Origin of the sequence: Reyranella sp., assembly GCF_030651995.1 — a bacterium.
Classification (GTDB): Bacteria; Pseudomonadota; Alphaproteobacteria; order Reyranellales; family Reyranellaceae; genus Reyranella.
In genome coordinates this window covers 1-18,790 of record NZ_JAUSBN010000089.1, presented here as the reverse complement: position 1 = coordinate 18,790, position 18,790 = coordinate 1, and the positions used below count along the sequence as shown (strand labels likewise).

Genomic DNA, 18,790 nt, shown 5'->3' with positions numbered 1-18,790 from the left:
CGGCGGCCACAGTGTTGTTGCCGACGTAGGCGGACACGATATCCGCCGTCATCTCGATGACGTCTGTCTTTTCGTCCATTTCACTTGGTTCCGAAGTTATTCGCGCCCCGTGCGGCGTCGAGCGATTCACAAAATCAGTGGCCCGTCATTATCGGCATCGACGGCCATGCACAACCTCGAAATACCGTTACTCGAATACGTTAGGACCTGAAGTGAAAGGGCCTCCGAGAGAGACAATCCCCGGCTGTCTGTGAGAGTTGGCGACAGCGACTACCTGACCACTCCGGTCGCACCGCCGCCTGTGTGGTCAAGCGCCGTGCAAACGAAAGGCGGCGCGCCTGGGAGCGCGCCGCCTTGGGATGTCGAAGACTGCTGGGCGCCTAGTCGAACGCGGGCGCCTTCCAGTGATCCCAGATGTCGGGCACGTCCTTTGAGACCTGATCGGGATAGACGGGCGGACGCTTCTCGAGGAACGAGGTCACGCCCTCCTTGGCGTCGCCCGAGCGGCCGCGGGCCTGGATGGCGCGGCTGTCGGCCCGGTGCGCCTCCATCGGGTGCGAGGCGCCGGCCATGCGCCAGATGAGCTGGCGGGTGAGGGCCACCGAAACCGGCGCGGTGTTGTCGGCGATCTCGCGGGCCAGCGCGTAAGCGGCCGGCAGAAGGTCGTCGGGCTTGTGGATCGAGCGCACCAGACGGCCGTTCAGCGCCTCCTCGGCGGAGAAGACGCGGCCGGTCATGACCCACTCCAAAGCCTGCTGCGGTCCCACGAGGCGCGGCAGGAACCAGCTCGAGCAGGCTTCCATGACAATGGCGCGGCGCGTGAACACGAAACCGTAGCGCGCCGCCTCGGAGGCGAGACGGATGTCCATGGCGAGCTGCATGGTGATGCCGACGCCGACCGCCGGCCCGTTGCACGCGGCGATCGTGGGCTTCAGCGATTCGTAGAGACGCAGGGTGAAGAGGCCGCCGCCATCGCGGTGGCCGTCGAGACCGGGATCGACCGGCCCGCGATTCTCGGCGTTGAAGGTGTTGGCGCCGCCCGACAGGTCGGCGCCCGCGCAGAAGCCACGGCCGGCGCCGGTGAAGACGACCGCGCGAACGTCGTCGTCGCGGTCGGCGCGGTCCATCGCGTCGAGCAGCTCCGACAGCATCTTGCCGGTGAAGGCGTTCAGCTTGTCGGGGCGATTGAGCGTGACGGTGAGGATGCCGTCCTTGGTCTCGTACTTGATCTGCTCGTAATTCACGGGGCGCCCCTCAGCTCTGGTTGATGAGAACGACACCGCCCACGATCAGCGCGATGCCGCCGATCTGCTTGATGCCGAACGGTTCGCCAAAAAGGAAGTGCCCGAGCACTGCAACGATCGCATAGGAGAGCGACACGCTGGGAAAGGCGACCGAAACAGGAATTTTGCGCAGCGCGACGATGTAGAGGAACGCGGCGGAGCCGTAGAGCGCCAGGCCCATGATGGTCGAGGGGCGGAAAAGCTGGCTCACGAAGTCCGGCGCATCGGCACCGGCCTTCAGGAGGATCTGGCCGCCGATGCCGGCCAGGATGCCGATCCCCAGCGCCACGTAGTAGATCGTCATGCTTCAGCTCTCCCTGCGGTCCGGCTCGTGCGAAGGCTCGCGATGCGGCTGGCCGGCTGCCCGCGTATCGACCTTCGGCTGCTCGATGTCGAGCCCCCCGGGCCCAGGTCCGCGGCGAAACACTTCCCGCACCAGGTATTGCGGCTTGCGGTTGACGGCGAGGAACATGCTGCCGAGATATTCGCCGATCATGCCGATCACGAGGAGCTGCACGCCCGCCAGCACGAGTACGGCGACCATCAACGAAGCCCATCCCTGGGGTGGCTTGTCGGAAATGATCGCCTCCACGATCGTGATGCCGGCGGCCAGGGCACCCAGGGCGCCGAAGACCAGGCCGAGGATCGTTGCAATACGGAGCGGCATCACCGAGAAGTTGAGGAACATGGCCAGCCACAGTCGCAGCAGGCGGCGCAGCGTGTAGTTCGAGCGCCCCTCGGCGCGCGGCAGGTGGTTGACCTGCAGCCGGCTCACGTTCTGGGTGATCTGGAAGATCAGGCCGTCGACATAGGGTGCCGGTCCCTCGTAGCTCGACACGACCCGCTCGCGCAGGAAGCGTGAAACGCAGCGAAAGCTCGAGAGGTAGAGGCCGGGCGGCTTGTCGATCAGCTTGTCGGCGCACCAGTTGGTGAAGCGGCTGCCGAGATTGCGCCAGGCTGCGTGCTTTTTTTCCTCATAGTAGGTGTAGACAGCATCGTACCTGCCGTCGCGGGCATGCTCGAATAGCCGACGAACCTCCTCGGGCGGGTTCTGCAGGTCGTCGTCCATGGTGATCGTGTAGCTGCCGCGCGCGCACGCGAAACCCGCCATGACCGCATTGTGCTCGCCGAAATTTCGGCTGAGGCTCAGCACGGTCACCGGCGCACCGGGCTCTGCCGCGAGCTGCTTGCAGATGTCGAGGCTGTTGTCGGGGCTGCCGTCGACCACCAGGACAATCTCCAGGCCACCCTCGATCTCCAGGGCGCGCAAGGCCTTCACCAGTTCGCCGACGGTCGCCGCACCGTTATAGACCGGCACGACGATGGACAGGGCCGGCGACAGCGACGGCGTCTCTTCGGAAGTCTCAAGCATCACGTACCGCCACGATCATGAGGGAACCGCCGAACGGCAGGCTGAGCCCGGCGCCAACGGCAGCGCGCTCGATGGCGAGCGCAGTTGAGAAAATGGCATCGAGCCAGCGCGGATAGTCGCGCACGTCGCTCTCGGCGTCGCCACGCTCGACCAGCCGGTGGATGAGCATCAGGGGAAACAGGAGCGTGTTCCAATAGCTTGCCCGAAGGATACGGAAGCCCGAGGCGGCGATCAGGGCGCGGGCCTCGCCGCGCGTGAAGCGGCGGGCATTGTGCACACGCCTGTCGTGGGCCGACAGCATCCAGGAATAGGCGGGCAGATTGAAGACCGCGATCGCGCCCGGCCCGAGGCAGCGATGCGCCTCTTTCAGGGCACGCGCGGGTTCGACGTTGGCGTGACAGAGTACGTCGAGCGAGACATACGCCCCGAGCGTTCCGCCGCCGATCGGCATTTCATTGACCGAGCCGGAAAAGACCGGCCGTCCCGCCTTGGCCTTTGCCATGCCGGCGGCCACCGGGTCGTATTCGAGACCGATGGTCGGCCGGCCGCCGACGGCCGCCCCCAGCACCCGCAGCATGCCGCCGGTGCCGCATCCGGCATCGAGGACCGGGCCGCCAGCCTTCGTTCGCGACAGCGCCCGGGCAAGCTGGTCCGCGACCAGCCGGCGCAGGCCGCGATACCACCACATGCGGTCTTCGACCGCATGCATCTGCTCGTATTCGGCCCGTTCCACGAAGCGGCCTCTCCCGGGAAGTCTCCCCTTCCCGTCCGCTTATGATATCTTCGTACCGCCTTGCCAACCGTTCACACCAAACCTCCGACCATTCCGCCGCGTGTCGAGCAGCTCCTGCTGGTCCCGCTGTTCGCGCTGCCGATCCTCTGGCTCGCCGGCTATTTCTTTCCGCCCATCAACCACGACGTGGCCGCCATCCTCGACGTGTCGACCCGCTGGATCGGCGGCGAGAAGCTCTATGTCGAGGTGCTGGACGAGAACTTGCCGCTGGCCTTCATCGTGCACGGACTGCCGGTCCTGACAGCCAAAATCCTGCCCGGAACCGTGGCCTTCTGGTTCACGGCCTGGATGGTGGCCGGCATCTTCGCCTCGTTCTGGGCCTGCCGGCGGCTCATCCGTCTCGTGCCGTCCGCCGACCATGCGCTCACCGAGGCGCTGCTGCCGCCCGTGCTGCTGTTCCTGTTCACGGTGCTGCCCAACGAGCATTTCGGCCAGCGCGAGCACATCATGTTCGTGGCCTGTGCGCCCTACCTGATCGCCTCGATGGCGCGCGCCGAGGGGGTGAATCCGTCGCGTTTCGCCTCCATTGTCATCGGCCTCGTCGCGGGCGTCGCGCTCGCCATGAAGCCCCACTATCTCGCCATCCCGGCGGCAGTGGAGCTCTACCTGCTGTTCCGGCGCGGCGTGCGCCCGACCTTCACCGACCCGATCCCCTGGGCGATCGGCCTCATGGCGGTCGCCCACCTGGCGATCATGTATCTGGTGTTCCCGGATTTCGGTCATTTCGTGCTGCCGCTGGCGGTCGAGGCCTATGCGCCGATCGGCGAGTCGGGCTGGCGCGAGGTGCTGACCAGCAACGTGCTGGGGCCCACGCTGCTGGCGCTGGCCATCTTCGGCCTCCTGGCCATCGTCTTCACCAAGACCATCGCCGCGCGCGTCCTCGTGGTCTTCGGCGTGGGTGCGGCCCTGTCTGCGATCGGCCAAGCCAAAGGCTGGCCCTATCACGTGCTGCCGGCGCTTTCGGCCGCGATCCTGCTGGCGGCCCTCACGGTCTCCCAGACCGTGGACCGCTACCTGCCGATAAGCCGCAGCGCCCACCGCCTGCCGGTGGCGGTGATCTGCGCCACCTTCATGGTGCTGCTCTACTTCCAGGCCGCGCTCTATACGCCGCCCTTCTACAAGCAGCGCCAGTTCGAGGCGTCCATCGGCGGTCGGCTGCAGCACATCATCGAGCAGAACGCACCGAACCGGACCATCCTCGTCCTGTCGCCCGGCATCTATCCGTTCTGGCCGATGGTGAACTACATCGGCGGCCGCATGACGACGCGGTTCCTGACCATGTGGGTGCTGCAGGGTGTCTATGCGACCTGCGACGACTTCCCGGCCCTCTACAATCCGCCCGACACGATGGGCGACTCCGAGAAGTTCGTGTTCGACACGCTGAGCGAGGACTTCGCCCGCGAGCATCCCGACCTGCTGATCGTCGACCGCATCGCCGGCGTGCCGCGTTGCCAGGGCAAGGAGTTCGATTATCTCGACTACTTCATGCAGAACCGGGTGTTCGCCGACGCCTTCGAGAACTACGAACACTTGATGGACTTCGACCGCTACCGGATCTACCGGCGGAAGAAGTCGAAAAAGTAAAGTCTTCCTGAGCAAAGCGAAGGACCGGACGGAGCGACCGAAGTACTCCCTGGCTGGCGTAAGATCCTTCGCTTCGCTCAGGATGACAGAAGGCTCAGATCTTCCACGGTGGCGACAGCGCAGCGGCGCGTGCGGCCTCCGGGATCTTCTCCGGATCCGGCACCTTGAAGACGCCTGACGCCACGAGGACGATCTCGCCATCGCAGACGAGGTCGCAGCTGGCGAAGCAGAAGTTGATCGTACGCCGCGCGATGCGCGCCTTGCCTTCGAGCCACTGGCCGAGCCGGGCGCCGCGCACGAACTCGCTGGTCAGCGAGATCGTGGGATGCGGCCAGAACATGCCGGTCGAGAAGCCCGAGCCCACGCCCATCACCATGTCGGCGACTGTGACCAGCAGACCGCCATGCGCCCAGCCCATCGGATTGCCGTGCCGCTTTTCCAGCGGCAGGCCAATCCTGAGACCGTCCTCCTCCGCCTTGAACCAGAGCGGTCCCACGAGCCCGACGAAGTCGTCGGTGACATCGAGCCTGCGGAAGCCTTCCGGCACGGAAGCGGTCATGGATCGAGCCCGTCCTTCGAGGTCACGAGCCGGTCGAGCATGGCACGCACCACCGGATCGAAGGGCGTTGCGCGGTGCGTCTCCTCGTTGAGCGACACCATGATCACCTTCTGAACGGCGGTGCAGTTGCCGTCACCGTCGAACAGGCCCTGGCCGATCACGCACTTGCGGTCGTGCGCCTCGATGAGGCGGCAGCAGGCGACGGCAGTGCCGGGGTAGAACATCTGGCGCTTGAAGTCGGCCTCGATGCGCCCGACGACCAGGCGAAAACGCGGCAGCCCCGCTCGCACGATCTGGCGCAGGTAGGTGACACGGGCATTCTCCAGCAGCTCCAGAAAGGCGCCGTTGTTGATGTGCCCGTTGGCGTCGACGTCGGCGAAGCGCAGGTTTTCAGTGGTCGAGAATCCGTAGATGCCGCGGTCGGCGAGATCGAACGCCATGAAGACTAGAGCTCCGAGAATTCCAGGGTGAGATGCGCGGCTTCCGACGGCGGGACGACCAGCCGGCCGGAGTCGGGCTTCGTGAACCTGACGCCATTCTTCTTCAGCAGGTCCTGGCACGCCGCGAGGTTCTCGACCCGCACGGTGAGCAGCGCCGGATGATCTCCCGACCGTACCGGCGTGATGCCGGGATAGCGGACGGCATAGTCCTTGGGCGTCATGTAGCGGATCGGCTGGGTGCCGGTGTCGACCACCAGGCCTTCGCCTTCGCGCTTGACGGAGCCCGGCCCGAAATACTTCTCGAGTTCGGGGATCCACTTGGCCGGCTGCTCGGCGATCACGGTGACGCCCAGGATGCCGCGCGCTCCGTTCGGATGGGCGGCCCATTCCGGCCGGTAGACGAATTCGGGCGTCTGGTGCTCGCAGACGAAGAAGCCGACGACCGGCATGTTGTCCTTGGGAATGCGCACGGTCCGGAACCTGGCGAGTTCCGTCTTTCCCGCGACCTCGACCGCACGGTCGAAGAAGAGCGGCGCATCGGGATTGAGACCGGCCGCCTTGAAGGCTTCGTAAGCCACGTCGGCGCCATCGGTGGCAAGGGCCACGTTGGCGAGACCGCCCCCGCCCTTAAGCCATTCGCGCCGCTCGGCGTTGAACTCTGTGTCCTCGACGATGCCCAGGATCTCGAAATAGTCGGTGTCGAAGATCATCAGGTGGTTGGCCGTGCCGAGCTTCTTGTGGAAGCCGCGCGGCTGGACCTGGAAGCCGAGCTTCCTGTAGGCCGCCTCGGCCGCGTCGATGCCATCGACCATGACAACCACATGGTCGAGCCCCTTCACCGCACGCTTCATGCCGGCCTCCTGCGCACCATGTTGACCCCCTTGGAGGTCATGACCAGTTCGCCATTCTGATTCACCGCGGTCCAGTGCTCGTGGATGACACCCATGGTCGGGCGGCTCTTCGACGGCACCTTGTTCGCGCACTCGACCCAGGCGGTGAGCGTATCGCCCGGCTTCACCGGCTTCAGCCAGCGCAACTCGTCGAGGCCCGGAGAGCCCAGCGCCGTGCGCTTGTCGACGTAGTTGTCGACGAAGAGTCTCATCAGCTTGGCGGCGACGTGCCAGCCCGACGCACAAAGCCCTCCGAAAAGAGAGGACTTGGCGGCTTCGGCATCGACATGAAAGGTCTGCGGATCGAACTTCTCGGCGAATTCGATGATTTCCTCGGCCGTGAAGCTGGTCGAGCCGAGAGGGTACTTCCTGCCGACTTCGTAGTCTTCCCAGTAGCGGGGTTCTTCGGATTGCATGAGTCGGTCTTCGCAGAGCATGGGCCATCACGCAAGCATGTCCTCCGGCGCGGGCTATGGTAGTTTGGGCCCGGAAACCAGCGCGCAATGACCGATACAAATCTCGTCCGACGGCTCACCACGATCCTCGCCCTCGACGTGGTCGCGTTCAGCGCCATGTCGGCGCGCGACGAGGAACGCGCGCTGACCCTGCTGGCGGTCCGCCTCGATTCTGCCGGCACGCTCATGCGCCAGCATCGCGGACGCGTCTTCAAGATGACCGGCGACGGGCTGCTGGCGGAATTTGCAAGTCCGGTCGAGGCTGTCCGTGCCGCCCTCGAGATTCAGGAGGCCATGCGCTCGGCCAACGCCGGCGCGAAGGCCGACGACCAGCTCATCCTGAGGATCGGCGTCAACCTGGGCGACGTCGTGGAGAGCGGCGACGATCTCATGGGCGATGCCGTGAACGTTGCAGCACGCCTCGAATCGATCTCCGCCCCCGGCGGCATCTGCATCTCGTCGTCCGTCTACGACCAGATCGTCGGAAAGCTGATGCTGGTCGCCGAGGATATCGGCGAGCAGCACGTCAAGAACATCCCCCGCCCCATCCATGCCTATCGTCTGACGGTCGACGGCGCGCGCTCCGGCGCCGCTGGCCATCCCGCACATGCCGTGGCTCGGTCTATGCCGCGCACGCGCCTGTTCCTGGCTGGAGGGGTCATGGCGATCCTGGTCCTGGGCGCGCTCGCCGGGACCTTCTATCTGCGCCACCCTTCGGCATCGCCCTCCTTGCAGACCGCCGAACCAACCTCGGCCCTGCCGGTCACGAACGCGCCCGTACCGGACACTGTCGCCACGGAGGCCGTGCCCCGCGTGACGACCCCGGCTGCGTCTCCGGTGCCGGCGGCCCCTCGAACTGCCCCGCAGGCTTCCGCTGCGCCTCGTCGCTTCGCAGCCAGGGATGTGCCGTTCGTTCCCGACTTCCATTGGCGCGCCCTGCAGAACTATGCCGACGCCCCCGGCGCCAAGGCCTTGGCGCTGAACGTACGCGGCATCTTCGCGATGGCAATTGACCGGATCGACGAGGCGACCGCGCGCCGGGTCGCCCTCGAAGATTGCAACCGGAAGGTCGAGAGAGACGTACCGATCGTGCGCGCCTACGACCGCTGTACGCTCTACGCCCTCGAGAATGACGTCGTCTGGTCGTTCCGGCCCCCGCCCATGCCGCCGCCGCCCTATGTGCCCACAACGAAGCCGTCCCCTCCGATTACCTTCGATCCCGCGACGGCGCCGTTGCTCGGTGCGGCAGCCCGCGAACGGTTGACGACCCATTACCTCTCCAGCAAACACAGCCGCGCCCTGGTGCTGGGGCACAATCGGGTCGACTGGTGGACACCGAGCGAAAGCGACACCGACGCGATCCGCCGCAACCTGCAGATCTGCGGTCACCTGACCGGGCGGCCTTGCGTCGTCTACGCGCTGAACAACGAAGTGCTGGTTCGCACGCCGCAGACCATGCGCGTCACCGACATCTTCACCCCCCAGGACATGAGTGGCCTGGACGACGCCCAGACCAAGTCGCTGGATCAATACCTGATCGCCGACGGCTGGCGTGCCGTCGCGCTGGGCGCCAATGGTCGTATCGGCATCGCCACGAACCGGCCGAGCGAGCAGGACGCCATCTCGACGGCACTGCAGGCCTGCCGCGATGCCGGCGGCTCCGACTGCGCCATTACGGCCATCGGGCCGTTCAGGGTGGCGCCGCTCTAAGCTCCGTATCGAGCCGCAAGCGCCGGTCGGACGACACACATCCTCAGGGGGCCGCGAGGGGCTTGACCGGCCCGGGCACCTGCCCTTATCGTGCACCTGCGAGTAAGTCGCAACACTGGGAAGAAACGGCCTTCAAGGCATGTATATCTGCATTTGCAAAGCCATTCGCGAACGCGAGGTCGATGCGGCCGTTCGGGCCGGGGCCCGGCGTCCAGCCGACGTCTTCCGGGCCTGCGGAAAGAGCCCCCAATGCGGAACCTGCGCCTGTGACATGCGCGACCGCATTGCCCATGCGATCGCCCATGAGTGTTCGGTCGAGCCGACGCTCCTCGCGGCCGACTGACGTCGCGTCTCGAGCGTTCAGCTCGGGCCCTTCCCTTCGCCCATCTGGCTCTGCAGGTAGTTCTGCACGCCCACCTTCTCGATCAGACCGATCTCGGTCTCGAGGAAGTCGATGTGCTCCTCCGCGTCCTCGAGGATGTCGACCACGATCTCGCGGCTGACATAGTCCTTCGCGACCTCGCAGGCTGTCACGGCCTCTACCAGTGCGGCGCGCGCGGCGGTCTCCAGCTTGAGGTCGGCGTCGAGAGCCTCCGGCACGTTCTCGCCGATCGCGAGCCGGCCCAGGTCCTGCAGGTTGGGCAGGCCGTCGAGCATGAGGATTCGCTCGATGAGCTTGTCGGCGTGCTTCATCTCGCCGATCGACTCCTCGTAGATCTTCTTGCCGAGGCGATCGAAGCCCCAGTGCTTCATCATGCGGGCATGGAGGAAATACTGGTTGATCGCCGTCAGCTCGTTCTTCAGGAGCTTGTTGAGTTCGGCGATGATCTGCGGGTTGCCCTTCATGGCGAACTTCCTCTTTGAATGAGTCGGCCCTCACAAATACTCACCGAGTCCGGGCACGCAACCACAGAGTGAGCGACTGAGAAACGTTCGCTGATAAAATCGTGCGCAACGGTTCCAGGTGCGGCGAGTGAGAACGACTTGCCCGATTCAGACGCGTCCCACATGCCGGCGATAGCGCCGCACGATCCCACACGCCGAATCAGGGCTTTAGGATCCTACAGGAAAAAACGTAGCGCCATCGCAACGCGCAACGTCATAAGGTGAGGTGCGTTCATGTCGGACGCCGCCCGCCCGGGACGTTCCGGGCCAGCCAGCTGAGGATAGCGTTATGTCCAACTTCACTCTTCCGAAACTCCCCTATGCCGATGACGCGCTCGCGCCGGTGATCTCGGCCAACACCATTTCCTTCCACTACGGCAAGCACCACAAGGCCTATGTCGACAAGCTGAACGAGCTCGTTCCCGGAACCGCCTACGAAGGCCTGTCACTTGAAGAGGTCGTGAAGAAGTCGGCCAAGGACGAGAAGGGCAAGGCGATCTTCAACAACGCCGGCCAGATCTGGAACCACACCTTCTACTGGAACAGCATGGCGCCCAAGGGCGGCGAGCCGACCGGCAAGATCAAGGCGGCACTGGACGACAGCTTCGGCGGCCTCGACGCCTTCAAGGCGGCCTTCAAGGCGGCGGCCGTCGGTCAGTTCGGCAGCGGCTGGGCCTGGCTCGTCAAGGGCGCGGACGGCAAGCTCAAGATCGAGACGACCGCCAACGCCGACACTCCGATGGCCCATGGCGGCACCCCGCTCCTCGTCGCCGACGTGTGGGAGCACGCCTACTACCTCGACTTCCAGAACCGCCGGCCGGATCACATCCAGGCCTGGCTCGATAAGCTCGCGAACTGGTCGTTCGCCGAGGCAAACCTCGGCTAAGGAGCAATCAATGCTGGGCACCATTCTTCTGATCGTCCTGATCTGATTTTGATCGGGGCGTTGCCGACCTGGCCGTACAGCAGCAGCTGGGGTTACTACCCGAGCGGTGGTATCGGACTGGTGCTCATCATCGTCGTGATCCTGTTGTTGATGGGACGCATATAGCGGTCCACTCCGCAGACAAGGGGGCGCCTTCGGGCGCCCCTTTTATCTTGGTGTCAGTATCGGAAGGTGAGATTGATCGAGCCGAACTGGGTGATGCGGTCGCGCTCGAAGAATTCAGGTGTGCGCAGGATCTGGGTATAGGAAATCCGCATGCCGCCCCAAAGCACGGCCAGTCCCGCCTGCACCTCGCCGACGAAGGGCCTGAGCGACACGCTCTGACTGAAGCCGTCGGTATTGCCGTTCAGGAAGATGTTGCGGGCGACCGCCTGCCCGTCGATACCCGCGAACAGGTACCAGCCGAAGCTTCCGTCGCCGATGAAGGCGTCCGATCCGGGCAGGGCCGGGCGGGCCCGCGTCGGCCCGAAGTCGTCCCGCAGGTTCTTGCCGATGCGCGCCGTGCCCCCGACGCTGCCGTAGGTCGCGACGTTGCCGACTGCAAATGCCGCGCGCGGGATGAAGTCCACCTCGAGCTTGGGACTGTCGATCAGGACGGCACGACCGGTGCGCCAGCGCCGCTCGAAGGAGAGGCCGACCGTGGGTTCGTTGTGGAGCTGGTTGCCCCAGCCATAGGCGGGCGACACGCCAATCAGTTTATGGAAGTTGTTCTGCACGAACTCGCCGCCTGCGGCAGGGCCGATCACGCCGAGATCGAGCTGCAGCGTATCGAGGCGTGTCGGCTCGTCGATGCCGGTCCTGGGATCGTGGCGCTTGTAGGTGTACTGCAGCGCAAAGCTCGCATAAAGCCAGGCCGCATAAGGCCGGTCATTGTAGATCGGGTTCGTCACATAGGTGTTCTCAGGCGTGTAGATATTCTGTCCGGCGGAGATGGCGACGCGCCGGATCACTGAATCGGCCGCGGCTTCCCCCAGGAAGGTCGGAATGGTGGTCATCGCCACGATCCCGCGGGGCATTTCCATGATGGCGGGCGACAGCCACCCGATGCGGACGCCGCTGGTATAGTCTCGGTCCGACCGGCCGAACCGGTTGAACACGTCGTTCTCCACCTGGAACGTGTAGATGCTGCGTTGCTCGTCCTCGGTGGCCGAGGGCCGCGGCGCGGGCTTCTCTTCGTTGGAGGACTGGGCGCCGGCCGGAGCGGAGGCGGCAAACAGAACGGCCATCGCCAGAGCGATGGTCGTGGCGAAGGGGTGATGCATTCCCGCAGGAACGCAACGGCCGTCGTTAGGTTGCGGTCAGCGAACGTTCACGGGGGCTGCGCGGGCCCACAGGTCAGCCCGCCACCACACCGCGATCACCACGGTGAAGACGATGCCGACCAAGCTGTACAGGGTCCCTGTAGCTGCAAAGCCGGCCCACTCGACCATTGGGCCGGACAGCAGCAGTCCGACAGGCATGCCATAGACCGCGAGCATTCGAACGCCCATGACGCAGCCCCGCAGCGCGGGTTCGGTGACGCGGAGCAGGATCACCGACATCGGGATCATGCAGAAGCTCTGGAAGAGGCCCGAAACGAACAGGACGATCTCCCCCGGCAACGGCGTCGTCAGCCAAGAAAAGACGAGATTGCAGGACATCCAGACGAGCGCGCAGACGATCATCGTGCGCGCCGGCCGGATATGAGCGCCGTACAGGGAGACCAGGATCGAACCGGCCAGGGCTCCGCCGGCGAAGCTGGCGATCAGCCAGCCGAGGCCGGTCTGGTCCATTCCGTAGACGTCCTTGGCCACATAGGCGAGCAGCGAGCCGGTCAAGGGATAGGCCGCGAAATTCACGAGGAAGGCCAGCAGCATCACCGCACGGATGACCGGCGTCGACCAGACATAGGCGAAGCCCTGCCGCAGGGCCGCAAGAGCCGACATCGCGACCTCACCGTCGCTCAGAACCCGCAGCCGACGGATGCCCACTCCGAGCGTCAGCGCAAGGCAGAGAGCGTAGATGCCGCAGACCGCCACATAGGCCAGACCCGAGCCCAGGGCCGCGACCAGGCCGGCGCCCGTCAGCGCGCCGACGATCCGGGCTGAATCGGCGGTGGTGCGCGATACACCCATCGCCCGCATCAGGTAGTCGGCCGGCATGGTCTCGCCGACGAGCAGATTGCGCATCGTGATGTCGGAGGGACGGATCAACCCCATCAGGGTGGCGAGGATGAACACCGGCACCGGCGACGCCAGGCCCGTCAGGAACAGGGTCATCAGGCAGGCCGCCAGGATGAGGTAACCCAGCCGCATCAGAAGCAGGACGTTGCGGTTACCGATCCGGTCGCCCGCCATGCCGAACAGGGGCGAGATCAACGTGCCGAGGAACTGCAGCGAGCCGAATACCGCCAGCGCCAGGACCGAGCCGGTCGACACCAGCACGAACCAGCCGAGGATGACGCCTTCCATCTCGAACGCCCAGGACGCAAGGAGATCGGACGGCCACTGGAAGCGGAAGCTTCGAATCCGGAAAGGCGCCAGGGCGGGCGCACGTGTGATGAGGCTCAATTCCTGTTCGTTCCCTCGCCCTGCGCATTCTCTCGGGGCGCTTCAGGCATTGTGAGGCTGCGCTCTCACGCCACGGACTGCAAGGATCGCCTCGGCATGGCAAATCCGCACTAATGGCGGGGCTTGGCTCCAGAAAACCCTAATTCTAGTGGTTCTATTGCGCCTTCATTCTGAGAATTTTGACCGGCTCCCGGTTGCGTTGAGGACCGGCTCAGAGCATTGTGACAATGAATGCCGTCAAGCGGTAAATGGTTCGAACCGCGTGCGGGTTTTGTCTTGGAGAAGTCCGCGATGGGCGGTGCCGTGAAGCGTACGAAGTTTCATCTCATTCTGATCAAGCCTACTCATTACGATGACGATGGCTATCCGATCACATGGCTTCGTTCGCACATCCCCTCGAACACGCTGGCCGCGCTCTATGGTCTCGGCGAGGATTGCCGTGCGCGGCAGGTCCTGGGGCCGGACGTTGACATCGTCATCCACCCGATCGACGAGACCAACACCCGTGTCCGCCCCGACCACCTGATGGCCAAGATCGAGCGCAGCGGTGGCAAGGGCCTGATTTGCCTGGTCGGCGTCCAGACCAACCAGTATCCCCACGCGGTCGATCTGGCCCGCAAGTTCCTGAAGGGCCGCTTCCCGGTGGCCATCGGCGGCTTCCACGTGTCGGGCTGCCTGTCGATGCTGCCGGTGATCCCGCCCGAGATCCAGGAAGCCATGGACATGGGCGTCTCGATCTTCGCCGGTGAGGCCGAGGAAGGCCGCTTCGACCTCGTACTGCGCGACGCGATGAACGGCACCATGAAGCCGCTCTACAACTACATGGACGATCTGCCGGGCCTCGAGGGCGCTCCCACCCCGCACCTGCCGCCGTCGGCGCTGGCGCGCAACGAAGGCGGCATGTCGAGCTTCGACCTCGGCCGCGGCTGCCCGTTCCAGTGCTCGTTCTGCACCATCATCAACGTGCAGGGCCGCAAGAGCCGCTTCCGCACCGCCGACGATCTCGAAGCGATCATTCGCGAGAACTACAAGCAGGGCATTACGTCGTTCTTCATCACCGACGACAACATGGCCCGCAACAAGCATTGGGAGGATTTCTTCGACCGGCTCATCGAGCTGAAGGAGAACGAGGGCATCCAGCTGTCCCTGATCATCCAGGTCGACACCCAGTGCCACCGCATTCCGAACTTCATCAACAAGGCGCGCTGGGCCGGCGTCTATCGCGTCTTCATCGGCCTCGAGAACGTCAACCCGGACAATCTGCTGGCCGCCAAGAAGCGCCAGAACAAGATCACCGAGTACCGCAAGATGCTGCAGGCGTGGCACAACAGCGGCGCCTCGACCTGGGCCGGCTACATCCTTGGTTTCCCCGGTGACACGCGCGCCTCGATCCTGCGCGACATGGAGATCATCAAGAAGGAGCTGCCGCTCGATATCCTCGAGCTGTTCATGCTGACGCCGCTCCCCGGTTCGGAGGATCACCAGACCCTGTGGAAGCAGGGCGTCTGGATGGACCCCGATCTCAACAAGTACGACGTCCATCATCGCTGCGTGCACCATCCGAAGATGAGCGACGAGGAGTTCGAGCAGGTCTATCGCGAGGCTTGGGCGTCCTACTACACGCCCGAGCACATCGAGACGGTGGCGCGTCGCCATGGCGCGATCCCCGGCCGCGACCCGGCCGAGCCGGCGCGCTTCATGACCATGTTCAAGATCATGTTCGAGGCCGAGGGCGTGCACCCGCTGGAAGGCGGTGCGGTGCGCATGAAGTATCGCCTCGACCGCCGCCACGGCATGCCGATCGAGCCGATCGGCGTGTTCCACTACAAGGTGGCGGCGGATTTCTGGCGCAAGCTCAAGATCTACGCGCGCCTCACGCTGCAGGGCATCGCCATCGGCCGCAAGGTCAAGAACGACCCGAAGCGCCTCGAATACACCGATCTCGCGCTGCAGCCCGTGATGGACGACGACATGGACAAGCTGTCGCTGTTCGCCGAGACCTCGGGCGGCGGTGCGGCCGTCAACAAGCGCCGCGGCGAGGATCTCGCCCGCGCCAAGGTGGCGGCCCAGCAGAACCAGCAGCGCCTGGCTGCCGCGGAATAACGGCGCACATCGAGCTGGCGGCGCGTGCTTTGCACGGAGCCGCCAGTCTCCCTCGAATTCCTTAGTGAACCACCTTCGGCGTCACTTCGGCGAGGCCGTCGGCCTCGGTCGCAGAGATCGTCGTGCGCACCATCGAGCGTTCACGCGTGTAGTCCCACGGACGGCCGCGATGGAGCATGGCGCGGTTGTCCCACATCACCGCGTCGCCCTGGCGCCATTTGTGGCTGTAGACGAATTCCGGCCGCGTCGCCTCGTCGAGGAGCTGTGCGAGAAGCTGGCGCGCGTCGCGGTCGTCCATGCCGTCGATCGCATAGGCATGGCTGGCGACGTAGAGCGCGCGTCGGTCGTTGGCCGGATTGCGCCAGTTCAACCGCCAGCGCACCGGCGGCAGCGCCTTGCGCTCCTCGGCATTGGCGAGGTCGGGATGAATCTGGTCGCGGCTGTTGGCGTAGGAATGGGTCGCCACCGCCGTCTTCAGCTTCTCCTGCAGGTCGGCCGGCAGCCGTTCCCAGGCGAGCCGCGTCGAGGTGTACTCGGTCTCGCCGCCTTCGCCCGGCAGCACGCGCGCGGTCAGTACGGAGGCGAGCGCCGGCGTCTTCTTGAAGGACGAGTCGGTGTGCCAGAGCGCATTGGCCTTGGCGATCAGCACCTGGCGGTGATCGGGCGGCACGATCTCGCCTTGCTGGCCGACATTGGTCAGGCGCGAATAGAAGCTGTTCTCGCCGAGCGATGCCGCCTTGGTCAGTTCCAGCGGACCGAAGGCGCGGCTGTAGGCGACCTGGATGTCGTCGGCGATCTGCTGGTCACGGAACACAAGGAGTGAATGCGTCTCGAAAGCCTGCCGGATGGCCTTGTAGGCCTCGGCATCCGTCGCGACGTCGAGCAGCGAGACACCCTTCACTTCGACGCCGAAGCCATCGGCCAGCGGGATCAGTTCCATTGCGTTCCTCCTCGCAGTTTCTTTTGTGACCGGGATTTTATCGCACCGGCGCGGCGGGCGGCTATAGTGCGATTCCTGCACCCGAGGCATTGCTGTATCCCGTATGGCCGTCCAGTCCCAGCCCGCTCCCCGCCTCGCCTTCGTCTGTGCCGCCACGCCCACGGCCCGCGAGGCCAAGGCCCGCCTCGAAGCGATCTATGGCGCGGCGACGGCCGCCGAGGCCGACATCATCGTCGCGCTGGGCGGCGACGGGCTGATGTTGCAGGCGCTGCATCGCAACATGCGGCGGCTCAAGCCGATCTACGGCATGAACCTCGGTACGGTCGGCTTCCTGCTCAACACCTACAAGGAAACCAACCTGCTGAAGCGCCTCAAGAAGGCCCGCCAGGTAACGCTGACGCCGCTGCGCATGCTCGCCACCAACACGCGCGGCAAGGTCTCGGAAGTGCTCGCCATCAACGAGGTGTCGCTGCTGCGGTCGAGCCGCCAGACCGCGCGGATCGAGGTCGCGGTCGACGGCCAGAAGCGTCTGCCCGAGCTGCATTGCGACGGCGTGCTGGTGGCGACCCCTGCCGGTTCGACCGCCTACAACCTCTCGGCCCACGGACCGATCCTGCCGCTGGGCGCCGGCCTGCTGGCGCTGACCCCGATCAACGCCTTCCGGCCGCGGCGCTGGCGCGGCGCATTGCTGTCGCGCACCTCCAAGGTCGAATTCACGATCCTCGATCCGAAGAAGCGTCCCGTCGCCGCGGCGGCCGACTCGGTGGAGATCCCCAACGTCGCCCATGTCGCCGTGACCGAGGCCAGCGACAAGAAACTCACGCTGCTGTTCGACCCCGAGCACGATCTCGAGGAACGCATCCTGAAGGAGCAGTTCGCTCCTTGAGCGGCAAGGACATTCCCTCCAAGCCGGGGAAGAAGAGGATCATCGGCCACGAGGGCTGGCAGCCTCTCGCCCTGGCGCTCGCCATCGGCACGGCGGGCGGCTTCGTCTTCGACTGGCTGCGCATGCCGCTGGCCTGGATGCTGGGCGCCTGCGTCTTCTCGACCGTGGCCGCGTTCCTCGGCCTGCGCGTCGGCATGCGGGTGCGGCTGCGGCAGGGCATGATCATCATCCTGGGCGTGCTGCTGGGGGCGAGCTTTACGCCGGAACTGCTGCAGCGGCTCGGAGAATGGGCGGTCAGCCTCTGCGTCCTCACCGGCATGACCATGACCGGCGCCACGCTCTGCTACGCCTGGCTGCGGCGCGTCACCGACTGGGACAGGGTCACCTGCTACTTCGCGGCCATGCCGGGCGGATTGAACGACATGACCATCATGGGCGGCGCCATGGGCGGCCAGGAGCGCGCGATCGCACTGGCCCACGCACTGCGCATCCTGACGGTCGTGCTCACCATCCCGGTCTGGTACCGGCTGGTGAACGGCGCGCAGACCAGCGTTCTGACCATGGTCCATGGACCGACCGGCAACGACTGGAAGGACTATGCCATACTCATTGCCTGCGGCGTGATCGGCGCGATCGTCGGCCGCCTGCTGCGCCTGCCGGCGAGCTTCATGATGGGCCCGATGATCGTGAGCGCCATCGCGCATCTCGGCGGTTTCACCAACTCGCAGCCGCCGGGCTTCCTCGTCGCGGCGGCGCAGGTCGTGGTCGGCACCGGCATCGGCTGCCGTTTCGTCGGCACCAACTTCGACAAGTTGCACAAGGAGATGGCCGCCTCGGTCGGCGCCGCCTTCATCCTCATCGCCTGCGCGGTCGGTTTCGCCGAGATCACACACGCGCTGACCGGCCTCAACCTCGACGCCACAGTCCTGAGCTACGCCCCCGGCGGCTTCGCCGAGATGAGCCTGATCGGTCTCGCCCTCGGCATCGAGGTCGCGATGGTGGCGACCCACCATCTGTTCAGGCTGTTCCTGATCATCATCACCGGCCCGATCGTCTTCCGGACGATCCTGAAACGCGCGCGCGGCTGATCGGGTTCCTCGGCCGAGGCAATCCAGGACGTCCCGACACCGATCCTCGCGGTATCCAGGTACCCTTCCGGGGGGATACCCCCAAGCTATTTCATTTATTTCGTTTATTTCGCTTATTTCGAATATGCGCCCTGCCCCTCGGTCAGCAGAGCAATCGCACGCAAGATAAAGGTCCCCCTGAATTCACAAACGAAGTGCAACACCAGCTTAGGGTGTTGCAATGGGCGAACAATACGACCAGCTCAGTCTTGAAGAGCGCGGCAAGGTTGCCGAGCTACACCAGGCCGGCCATTCGATCCGCCAAGTC

General features: G+C 65.2%; 19 protein-coding genes and 1 pseudogene. 8 read left to right on the top strand and 12 right to left on the bottom strand.

Annotation, left to right across the window (positions count from 1 at the left end):
• Window positions 1-380 precede the first annotated feature (380 nt).
• Genes Q7V45_RS26705 through Q7V45_RS26690 form a run of 4 tightly spaced genes read right to left on the bottom strand, consistent with a single transcriptional unit; the run spans window position 381 to window position 3,388 of the window.
• Window positions 381-1,244 (bottom strand): crotonase/enoyl-CoA hydratase family protein, encoded by an 864-nt coding sequence (locus tag Q7V45_RS26705; RefSeq protein WP_304857599.1) that lies wholly within the window; start codon window positions 1,242-1,244, stop codon window positions 381-383.
• Window positions 1,245-1,254: 10 nt separating this feature from the next.
• Complete coding sequence (locus Q7V45_RS26700) at window positions 1,255-1,587, bottom strand: multidrug efflux SMR transporter (protein ID WP_304857597.1); 333 nt, start codon at window positions 1,585-1,587, stop codon at window positions 1,255-1,257.
• A 3-nt stretch (window positions 1,588-1,590) separates the two neighbouring features.
• The gene (locus tag Q7V45_RS26695) at window positions 1,591-2,655 is read right to left on the bottom strand and encodes a glycosyltransferase family 2 protein (protein ID WP_304857595.1); all 1,065 of its coding nucleotides are present in this window, start codon (window positions 2,653-2,655) and stop codon (window positions 1,591-1,593) included.
• The gene (locus Q7V45_RS26690) at window positions 2,648-3,388 is read right to left on the bottom strand and encodes a bifunctional 2-polyprenyl-6-hydroxyphenol methylase/3-demethylubiquinol 3-O-methyltransferase UbiG (protein ID WP_304857593.1); all 741 of its coding nucleotides are present in this window, start codon (window positions 3,386-3,388) and stop codon (window positions 2,648-2,650) included. Before Q7V45_RS26690 ends, Q7V45_RS26695 begins: the two co-directional genes overlap by 8 nt.
• 60 nt (window positions 3,389-3,448) lie before the next feature.
• Between Q7V45_RS26690 and Q7V45_RS26685 the strand changes: the two genes are divergently transcribed.
• On the top strand, window positions 3,449-5,032 hold the full coding sequence (locus Q7V45_RS26685) for a hypothetical protein (RefSeq protein ID WP_304857592.1): 1,584 nt from the start codon (window positions 3,449-3,451) through the stop codon (window positions 5,030-5,032).
• 94 nt (window positions 5,033-5,126) lie between these two features.
• Here the strand turns inward: Q7V45_RS26685 and Q7V45_RS26680 are convergent, their stop codons facing one another.
• The 4 genes from Q7V45_RS26680 to Q7V45_RS26665 are packed head-to-tail and all read right to left on the bottom strand — an operon-like array spanning window position 5,127 to window position 7,337.
• Entirely contained in the window at window positions 5,127-5,591 is a 465-nt protein-coding gene (locus Q7V45_RS26680) for a PaaI family thioesterase (RefSeq protein ID WP_304857590.1), read from the bottom strand.
• On the bottom strand, window positions 5,588-6,031 hold the full coding sequence (locus Q7V45_RS26675) for a thioesterase family protein (protein ID WP_304857588.1): 444 nt from the start codon (window positions 6,029-6,031) through the stop codon (window positions 5,588-5,590). Before Q7V45_RS26675 ends, Q7V45_RS26680 begins: the two co-directional genes overlap by 4 nt.
• A 5-nt stretch (window positions 6,032-6,036) precedes the next feature.
• Entirely contained in the window at window positions 6,037-6,882 is an 846-nt protein-coding gene (locus tag Q7V45_RS26670) for a VOC family protein (protein ID WP_304857586.1), read from the bottom strand.
• Entirely contained in the window at window positions 6,879-7,337 is a 459-nt protein-coding gene (locus Q7V45_RS26665; protein ID WP_304857584.1) for a MaoC family dehydratase, read from the bottom strand. The genes Q7V45_RS26670 and Q7V45_RS26665 overlap by 4 nt, the downstream gene beginning before the upstream one ends.
• A gap of 87 nt (window positions 7,338-7,424) precedes the next feature.
• Between Q7V45_RS26665 and Q7V45_RS26660 the strand changes: the two genes are divergently transcribed.
• Window positions 7,425-9,086 (top strand): adenylate/guanylate cyclase domain-containing protein, encoded by a 1,662-nt coding sequence (locus tag Q7V45_RS26660; protein ID WP_304857582.1) that lies wholly within the window; start codon window positions 7,425-7,427, stop codon window positions 9,084-9,086.
• 139 nt (window positions 9,087-9,225) lie between these two features.
• On the top strand, window positions 9,226-9,429 hold the full coding sequence (locus Q7V45_RS27095) for a bacterioferritin-associated ferredoxin (protein ID WP_370692667.1): 204 nt from the start codon (window positions 9,226-9,228) through the stop codon (window positions 9,427-9,429).
• A gap of 17 nt (window positions 9,430-9,446) precedes the next feature.
• Here Q7V45_RS27095 and bfr read toward each other — a convergent pair whose 3' ends face one another.
• Window positions 9,447-9,932 carry a bacterioferritin gene (bfr, locus tag Q7V45_RS26655; RefSeq protein WP_304857580.1) on the bottom strand — a complete coding sequence of 162 codons (486 nt, stop codon included), beginning with the start codon at window positions 9,930-9,932 and terminating at the stop codon, window positions 9,447-9,449.
• Between the two features lie 328 nt (window positions 9,933-10,260).
• Between bfr and Q7V45_RS26650 the strand changes: the two genes are divergently transcribed.
• Both Q7V45_RS26650 and Q7V45_RS26645 read left to right on the top strand, forming a co-directional pair.
• Window positions 10,261-10,857 (top strand): superoxide dismutase, encoded by a 597-nt coding sequence (locus Q7V45_RS26650; RefSeq protein WP_304857578.1) that lies wholly within the window; start codon window positions 10,261-10,263, stop codon window positions 10,855-10,857.
• Between the two features lie 10 nt (window positions 10,858-10,867).
• Window positions 10,868-11,022 (top strand): annotated as a pseudogene (locus Q7V45_RS26645) (DUF3309 family protein).
• Between the two features lie 53 nt (window positions 11,023-11,075).
• Here the strand turns inward: Q7V45_RS26645 and Q7V45_RS26640 are convergent.
• Complete coding sequence (locus Q7V45_RS26640) at window positions 11,076-12,179, bottom strand: lipid A deacylase LpxR family protein (protein WP_304857576.1); 1,104 nt, start codon at window positions 12,177-12,179, stop codon at window positions 11,076-11,078.
• Window positions 12,180-12,215: 36 nt separating this feature from the next.
• On the bottom strand, window positions 12,216-13,466 hold the full coding sequence (locus Q7V45_RS26635) for an MFS transporter (protein WP_304857575.1): 1,251 nt from the start codon (window positions 13,464-13,466) through the stop codon (window positions 12,216-12,218).
• 303 nt (window positions 13,467-13,769) lie between these two features.
• Here Q7V45_RS26635 and Q7V45_RS26630 point away from each other — a divergent pair, with 303 nt between their 5' ends.
• Entirely contained in the window at window positions 13,770-15,569 is a 1,800-nt protein-coding gene (locus Q7V45_RS26630) for a radical SAM protein (protein ID WP_370692666.1), read from the top strand.
• Window positions 15,570-15,630: 61 nt separating this feature from the next.
• Here the strand turns inward: Q7V45_RS26630 and Q7V45_RS26625 are convergent, their stop codons facing one another.
• Window positions 15,631-16,509, bottom strand: coding sequence for a TauD/TfdA family dioxygenase (locus Q7V45_RS26625; RefSeq protein ID WP_304857571.1), 879 nt, complete (start codon window positions 16,507-16,509; stop codon window positions 15,631-15,633).
• 103 nt (window positions 16,510-16,612) lie between these two features.
• Between Q7V45_RS26625 and Q7V45_RS26620 the strand changes: the two genes are divergently transcribed.
• Together Q7V45_RS26620 and Q7V45_RS26615 are read left to right on the top strand one after the other, a co-directional pair.
• The gene (locus Q7V45_RS26620) at window positions 16,613-17,395 is read left to right on the top strand and encodes an NAD kinase (RefSeq protein ID WP_304857569.1); all 783 of its coding nucleotides are present in this window, start codon (window positions 16,613-16,615) and stop codon (window positions 17,393-17,395) included.
• Window positions 17,392-18,483, top strand: a complete 1,092-nt coding sequence (locus tag Q7V45_RS26615) for an AbrB family transcriptional regulator (protein WP_304857567.1) — start codon at window positions 17,392-17,394, stop codon at window positions 18,481-18,483. The genes Q7V45_RS26620 and Q7V45_RS26615 overlap by 4 nt, the downstream gene beginning before the upstream one ends.
• Window positions 18,484-18,790 lie beyond the last annotated feature (307 nt).

Coding starts and splice junctions, on each gene's coding strand:
- bfr (WP_304857580.1), bottom strand. CDS start 9,932: ATGAAGGGCAACCCGCAGATCATCGCCGAACTCAACAAGCTCCTGAAG.
- Q7V45_RS26640 (WP_304857576.1), bottom strand. CDS start 12,179: ATGCATCACCCCTTCGCCACGACCATCGCTCTGGCGATGGCCGTTCTG.
- Q7V45_RS26660 (WP_304857582.1), top strand. CDS start 7,425: ATGACCGATACAAATCTCGTCCGACGGCTCACCACGATCCTCGCCCTC.
- Q7V45_RS26620 (WP_304857569.1), top strand. CDS start 16,613: ATGGCCGTCCAGTCCCAGCCCGCTCCCCGCCTCGCCTTCGTCTGTGCC.
- Q7V45_RS26680 (WP_304857590.1), bottom strand. CDS start 5,591: ATGACCGCTTCCGTGCCGGAAGGCTTCCGCAGGCTCGATGTCACCGAC.
- Q7V45_RS26695 (WP_304857595.1), bottom strand. CDS start 2,655: ATGCTTGAGACTTCCGAAGAGACGCCGTCGCTGTCGCCGGCCCTGTCC.
- Q7V45_RS26675 (WP_304857588.1), bottom strand. CDS start 6,031: ATGGCGTTCGATCTCGCCGACCGCGGCATCTACGGATTCTCGACCACT.
- Q7V45_RS26665 (WP_304857584.1), bottom strand. CDS start 7,337: ATGCAATCCGAAGAACCCCGCTACTGGGAAGACTACGAAGTCGGCAGG.
- Q7V45_RS26650 (WP_304857578.1), top strand. CDS start 10,261: ATGTCCAACTTCACTCTTCCGAAACTCCCCTATGCCGATGACGCGCTC.
- Q7V45_RS26700 (WP_304857597.1), bottom strand. CDS start 1,587: ATGACGATCTACTACGTGGCGCTGGGGATCGGCATCCTGGCCGGCATC.
- Q7V45_RS26625 (WP_304857571.1), bottom strand. CDS start 16,509: ATGGAACTGATCCCGCTGGCCGATGGCTTCGGCGTCGAAGTGAAGGGT.
- Q7V45_RS27095 (WP_370692667.1), top strand. CDS start 9,226: ATGTATATCTGCATTTGCAAAGCCATTCGCGAACGCGAGGTCGATGCG.
- Q7V45_RS26670 (WP_304857586.1), bottom strand. CDS start 6,882: ATGAAGCGTGCGGTGAAGGGGCTCGACCATGTGGTTGTCATGGTCGAT.